Source organism: Ligilactobacillus saerimneri DSM 16049 (assembly GCF_000423265.1).
GTDB lineage: Bacteria > Bacillota > Bacilli > Lactobacillales > Lactobacillaceae > Ligilactobacillus > Ligilactobacillus saerimneri.
Genome location: NZ_AUHQ01000024.1, coordinates 20778 through 27143, shown reverse-complemented (window position 1 = coordinate 27143; position 6366 = coordinate 20778). Strand labels below are relative to the sequence as shown.

Below are 6366 nucleotides of genomic sequence, written 5' to 3'. Positions count from 1 at the left end.
GTGTTATCCCCCGCTTCTGGGCAAGTTACCTACGTGTTACTCACCCGTCCGCCGCTCATCGGTAAACCATCGTCAATCGGATGCAAGCATCTTCAATCAGTTGGGCCGATGCGCTCGACTTGCATGTATTAGGCACGCCGCCAGCGTTCATCCTGAGCCAGGATCAAACTCTCGATTTAAAATCTTAAGTCGATTAGACTCGTAAAAATTACTAGCGAATTGACATTCGCAAATGTTTTGCTCTTGCGTTTAGCAAGAAGCCCCACACATTTGATTTGTCGAAACTTTGTTCAGTTTTCAAAGATCTACTTTAAAGTGTTTTTGTTAACACTTAGATAAGTATATCATTTTTTATTGATTTGTCAACCCTTTGTTGAAACAAATTTTAAAAAAGACAACTCATATATGTTACCAAACCAAAAAGGAAAAAGCAACACTTTTAAATTAACTTGCCATTGCCGTAGCAACAACGATTACTAATATACCAATGCCACAACCTTTCGTCAACCACTTTTTACAGAAAATCTGTTTTATTCCATTCTTCTAATGAAAAATGTTCAAAATCATCAGTGGCAACAACCGATACGCTCGTGTTATCCACCAAGCCCCGTTTCTTAATTGTGGTAAAGTCATCCCCCAGCAATGCACCAATCACTACACTAATCGTAACTGAGTGTGCAACGACTAAGATACTCCCTTGTGGATGCGCAGCAAAAACTTCTTTCAAATAGTCCTTTCCCCGCTGCATGACATCTGTGAAGCTTTCGCCCCCAAATTCCGCTCCTGTATAATTAGCTGGGTCCTTATAGAACCTTATCATAGCAGGATCTGCAATATGATCGCGAATCTTGTCACCATCCCAATCACCAAAGTCGATCTCCCGTAAGGCCGGAGTTGTAATCAATTCATACTGACGTGGAATAGCACTGAGGGCAGCACGTGCAGTGTCAACAGCCCGTTTCTGACTACTTGTGACCACAGCTTCAAAGGGAACGGTCGCTAAATATGCCCCTGCTTTAGTTGCATTGCGCAACGCTTCGGGCAACAATGGCGAATCAACCTGCCCGCCTTGTAATCTTTCTTCCTGATTATAAACCGTTTTTCCGTGCCGTAAAAAATAAAACTTAGTCATCGCTATCCCCTCTTTATCACATAACTATACCTACAACTTTAAACTATTTTCCTCGATAAAAGCAATTATAAAACGCCTTTGCCCTCGCCATTAAGTTCAATCATCAAAATTTTATTACATACAAAGAGAAGCTGGGGAGAAAACAATATTTTCTCCCCAACTTCGTTATTTATTCTCTAATATCTCACAGATGACGCGGAAAATACTCGCAAGTTTTAGTATCTAAGGACGAACGAAAGTCGCTACATCTTGTACCAACCATCATCCTAACTTAGTTCAATAACCTGCTGCAAAGGTTATTCCCCATCACCTTTGAACTAATTATTTCCGCGCCTTGCTCCGGAATGGCACTGCGTTTTCTTTGGTAATCTTAGTGATTCCATGGAAGTATGGCACCAAGACTTCTGGTACAGTAACGGAACCATCAGCATTTTGATAGTTTTCTAAAATAGCTGCTACTGTCCGTCCAACTGCTAAACCTGAACCGTTCAACGTGTGAACATATTGGAGCTTGCCATTTTCATCCCGATATTGCGTGTGCATCCGCCGTGCTTGGAAGTCTAAACAGTTAGAACAGCTTGAAACTTCCCGATATTTATTTTGGGCTGGCATCCACAGCTCTAAGTCATGGGTTTCCGATGCTGTAAAGCTCATATCTCCAGTAGTTAGCTTGATAACATGGTATGGCAAGCCTAACTTCTGCAAAATGTTTTCAGCATTAGCAGTCATCTTTTCTAATTCTTCCCATGAATCTTCTGGTTTTGTATACTTAACCATTTCGACCTTGTTAAATTGGTGCATCCGAATCAAACCCCGGGTATCCCGTCCGGCAGCGCCTGCTTCAGACCGGAAGCATGGGGTCAAGGCAGTCACATACACTGGCAATTCAGCTTCAGGAATAACTTCACCAGAATAATAGTTAGTCAAAGGAACTTCAGCCGTTGGGATCAACGTCATGTCTTCACCGTTAACTTGGTAAACCCCTTCTTTAAACTTAGGGAATTGACCAGTCCCATACATTGCTTGTGCTTTGACAATGTATGGTGGCAATACTTCGGTATAACCTTCCTTCATGTGTTCGTCTAACATAAAGTTATAGACGGCCCGTTCTAATTGGGCACCTAAGCCTACATAGTACACAAAGCGGGCCCCTGAAACCTTGGCTCCACGGTCAAAGTCAAGAATCCCCAATTCTTCGCCAATATCCCAGTGATGCTTTGGTTCGAAATCAAACTCACGAACGTTCCCCACCTTACGCATCTCCACCGCGCCTTCTTCAGTCAAGCCTACTGGCACACCTTCATGTGGTACGTTAGGCAAACGGGACAGTTTATCATTCAAGATTGCATCATTGGCTTCAACTTGTTCGTCCAATTCTTTGATCTTTTGACCCACTGCACGCATCTTAGCAATTGCTTCATCTGCAGGTTGCTTTGCCCGCTTAGCTGCCCCAATTTGCTTGGAAGCTTCATTTCTTTCTGCTTTGAGATTTTCTGTTTCTTGTAACAGTTCCCGCCGCTTTTTGTCCAGCGCAATCACTTCGTCAATCTCAGCTGCAGGCAACCCTCTTGTGCCTAACTTTTCTTTATAAAAATCTGGATCTTTACGGATTTTTTTAATGTCAATCATGCTTAATCCTCCTCATACAAACCTTTGCCACTTACACTTTAGCAATCAAAAAAGAGCCCTCTCATCCCCAATGGGACGAAAGGACTCTTTCGCGGTACCACCCAAATTCAACCATCGCTGGTTGCACTTAACATAATAACGGTTTCCCGTGCAGCATTACCTGCCCATACAACGCTCGCTGGAGTTTCGGTTACGGCTCACACCAACCGCCGCTTCTCTGACAACCTACTTATGGCGAACTCAGATGTTTGATCGCTTATTAATTACCCATATCATAATATGTTCTGACTGGAAATTCAAGCACCCGCTTATTTCTTTTCTTCAGCCTCTTGGGCAGCAAACTTATCTGCTAATGCTTTCTTTTGCTTAGCAATCTCTGGTTGGGTCAAATCTACTTGATCCAAAGGAATCATATGAGTGTGATGCTTGATCTTGTAGTAGAAGAACAAAATCAAGAACAGCGGCACAGACATGTAAGAGATCAAAATTGCTTGCCAATCAAAGTGTGCAAAAGACTTCAAGTCCTGTCCAATAATGACTAAGATACACAAGACAAAGGACAAGAGGGGACCAAATGGGAACCACTTAGCACTATAAATCAATTCATCAGTAGAGTGCCCTTGGACCTTGAAAGCCCGTCTGAACCGATAGTGGGACACGGCAATCCCCACCCATGCGATAAAGCCGGTCAAGCCAGAAGCAGCTACCAAGAAAGTATAAATCTGGTCACCCCAAATACTGGACAAGAACGTAAACAAACCAACAGCAGTAGTCCCAATCAAAGCCGGGAACGGAATTCCCCGCTTGTTAACCTTCTTAAAAATAGCCGGAGCCTTGCCATCTTCTGCCAATGAGAACAGCATCCGTGTAGAAGCGTACATCCCGGAGTTAGCAGCAGAAACAACTGAGGTTAAGATGACGGCATTCATAACCGAAGCAGCTGATGCCAACCCAGCGCGCCGAAAGACCAAGGTAAATGGACTAATAGCAATATCAGATGCACTGGAACCAAGCAAGTTGGGACTAGTATACGGAATGATACATGCAATCACAAAGATCGCTAAAATATAAAAGAGCAAAATCCGCCAGAAAACTTGCTTAATAGCCCGTGGCACACTTTCAGCGGGATTTTCTGACTCCCCAGCAGTAATCCCAACTAATTCAGTCCCCTGGAAAGAAAAGCCGGCCACAACGAAGACAGATAGGATCGAAGGAATGCCCCCGACAAATGGCGCTTTCTTATAGAAGAAGTTGTCCAAATAAGTAGCATGGCCCCCCATGATACCAATAATTGTCAAAAGACCTACGATCAAGAACACAATAACAGTAACCACCTTGATTAAAGATAGCCAATACTCTGTTTCCCCAAATGACCGAACAGACAAGGCATTAATCAAGAAGATCACCGCTAACGCAATCACACTCCATGTCCATTGCGGAATATGTGGGAACCAGAACTTCATCACTAAAGCAGCAGTCGAGACATCCACCGCTAAAGTGATCGCCCAGTTAAACCAGTAGTTCCATCCCATTGCAAATCCAAAAGCCGGATCAACAAAGCGGGCAGAATAGGTTGCGAATGATCCGGTAACCGGCAGGTAGGTTGCCATCTCACCCAAACTGGTCATCAAGAAATAGACCATTAAACCAATTCCAACATATGCAACGATTGCTCCGCCAGGTCCGGCTTGCGAAATAGCTTGCCCGCTGGCAACGAAAAGACCAGTTCCGATACTACCACCCAATGCAATCATTGAGAGGTGACGCGTTTGGAGCGAACGCTTAACGTGGTTCTGGTCTGACTGTGTTTGTTCCTTCATAAAAGAAACCCTCCTTAACAAAATACAGACAATACATTGTTAGAAAGAGGCTTATGGGAAGCTTCACCTCTACAGCATTCCCTACGAAAATCCTTAATGAGGGCTCACCTGTCGGTAAACCTAAATTAGATCTCCCCGTACGGTAGCGCTTTCGCTTTTTGTCAAACAAAAAGCAGTGGTTCTCAGCTTATTAAACTAAGACCCAGCGACATGTCATAAAGCTACGTGTCACTTCGGCGAGTACTCCTTTTACCGTCATTCATAGATCGCTTTACTATCTCCAGACGGTGACTTTTAGCACCCGCAACCTCTAACCTTTCTCATAATAACAAACAACTTCCAAATTGCAATAACATTCTCAATTAAAAAAAGCAGAATGCGACACTAATCTCTTTTTAATCAAGATTTGTCATCATTCTACTTTCACTAACCCATTTATATATTCAATTGATAACCTATTTGGAGACCTGTATTCAGGCTGATCTCTGGTGCTGGCAGGCGTTTAAAACCATTTTTTCCAAAACCCGTTGTGAGGCTATATTATCTTGGTAAACATAGGCCTCAATCACTCGGTAACCTGCTTCTTGTGCCCAGATAATAGCCAATGCTACCGCCTGGGTTCCTAAACCTTGCTTCCAATAATCTTGATTGAGGGCATAGCCCAACTCAACCTTCTGTTCATCTATGCCCTGGTCTGGGTCAAATATCGGATATAAACAAACATTTCCAATTACTTTTTGGCTGGTCGTCAATACCACTGCCCGTCCGGTCATCTGCAGCCGACGTAAGAAAAACATCCCCTGCCCTAAAGTAGTGCATACCGGAAAGTTAGCTGCTTGCGCCACAGCCGGCTGAGAAGCATAGTCTATGACATCATCCAAGTCAGCATCTCGAAACGGGCGAAGACTAACTCGAAACCGATTCGCAATCATGGTTGATCTTGATGATGTTTATCGTCATCATCAGACTTATCATCTTGCGCATCCTGCTCATCCTTGTGCTCATGATTTTGTTCATCATACTGTCGTTTTAACTGTTCTAACTGCCGTTCGATTTCTTTTTCCATCTGTTGCCGAACCTCTAGTGAAGGGCGCAAGGCAAAGAACCAGATAATCAATTCACCGACAAACGGAATGAACCGCAAAATCATATAACCAACTGGGACCCCGGCATCCCGAAACCGGCGAATAGAAGCTGTAAAAGTCGGCACAAAATACACTACCGTTGTCACTAATAATAACAGTTCTAATAGCGTAGTATTCTTTACAAAGCTCATGAGCAACTCAATAACTACTAAGAGAAGGATCACCATCCCTAAGTAACCCCACCAGTAGTCCGCTAAGCCCATCCGTCCCTGAACTTTGAAGGAATCACGTAAAAGCCGCCGGGTTGAATTAATAAGTCCTGGACGCTTGTGTGGCGGGAGATCTTTCGGATCGCGTTTAATTACTCGTACTTCAATCCCCGCTTTTTTCATATTGGCAACCAAATTGTTAAGCTCACTATTGGATGCATCATCTAACCCAGCAATTGTTTTCTCCGGTTCAGGCTCGTCTTGTGGTCGCTCCTTCCAAACAATCAACGCTTGGTCCATTCCACAATAGCTACAATAATTAGCATTGACCGGAATATCTCGCTCGCATTTCTTACACTTCTTGGTTTCAATATTCGGTTGTCCCAACTCCTGCACTGTTCCACAGAATGCACACTGCTGCTGGTTATCATCCAGCTGGTGGCCACATTTCTGACAATACATTCAATCACCTTTCTTTACTAACACAATTT

At 43.6% G+C, this 6366-nt stretch carries 5 protein-coding genes, 1 rRNA gene and 1 riboswitch; all 6 genes read right to left on the bottom strand.

Features of this window, described 5'->3' with window-relative positions:
* Positions 1–179: ribosomal RNA gene (locus G541_RS0106580) — 16S ribosomal RNA — on the bottom strand; the annotation flags it as partial.
* A gap of 335 nt (positions 180–514) precedes the next feature.
* Positions 515–1132: a histidine phosphatase family protein gene (locus G541_RS0106575; RefSeq protein WP_009553865.1), complete on the bottom strand. Its 618-nt coding sequence runs from the start codon at positions 1130–1132 to the stop codon at positions 515–517.
* Positions 1133–1453: 321 nt separating this feature from the next.
* Positions 1454–2761 (bottom strand): serine--tRNA ligase, encoded by a 1308-nt coding sequence (gene serS / locus G541_RS0106570; protein WP_009553866.1) that lies wholly within the window; start codon positions 2759–2761, stop codon positions 1454–1456.
* Positions 2762–3069: 308 nt separating this feature from the next.
* Positions 3070–4581 (bottom strand): amino acid permease, encoded by a 1512-nt coding sequence (locus tag G541_RS0106565; protein WP_009553867.1) that lies wholly within the window; start codon positions 4579–4581, stop codon positions 3070–3072.
* A 135-nt stretch (positions 4582–4716) separates the two neighbouring features.
* Positions 4717–4902: riboswitch (Lysine riboswitch) on the bottom strand.
* A gap of 152 nt (positions 4903–5054) precedes the next feature.
* A complete protein-coding gene (locus tag G541_RS09535) occupies positions 5055–5513 on the bottom strand; it encodes a GNAT family N-acetyltransferase (protein ID WP_051174582.1) in 459 nt (152 codons plus the stop codon).
* Positions 5510–6337: a DUF805 domain-containing protein gene (locus G541_RS09530; RefSeq protein ID WP_009553869.1), complete on the bottom strand. Its 828-nt coding sequence runs from the start codon at positions 6335–6337 to the stop codon at positions 5510–5512. The genes G541_RS09535 and G541_RS09530 overlap by 4 nt, the downstream gene beginning before the upstream one ends.
* Positions 6338–6366: the final 29 nt, after the last annotated feature.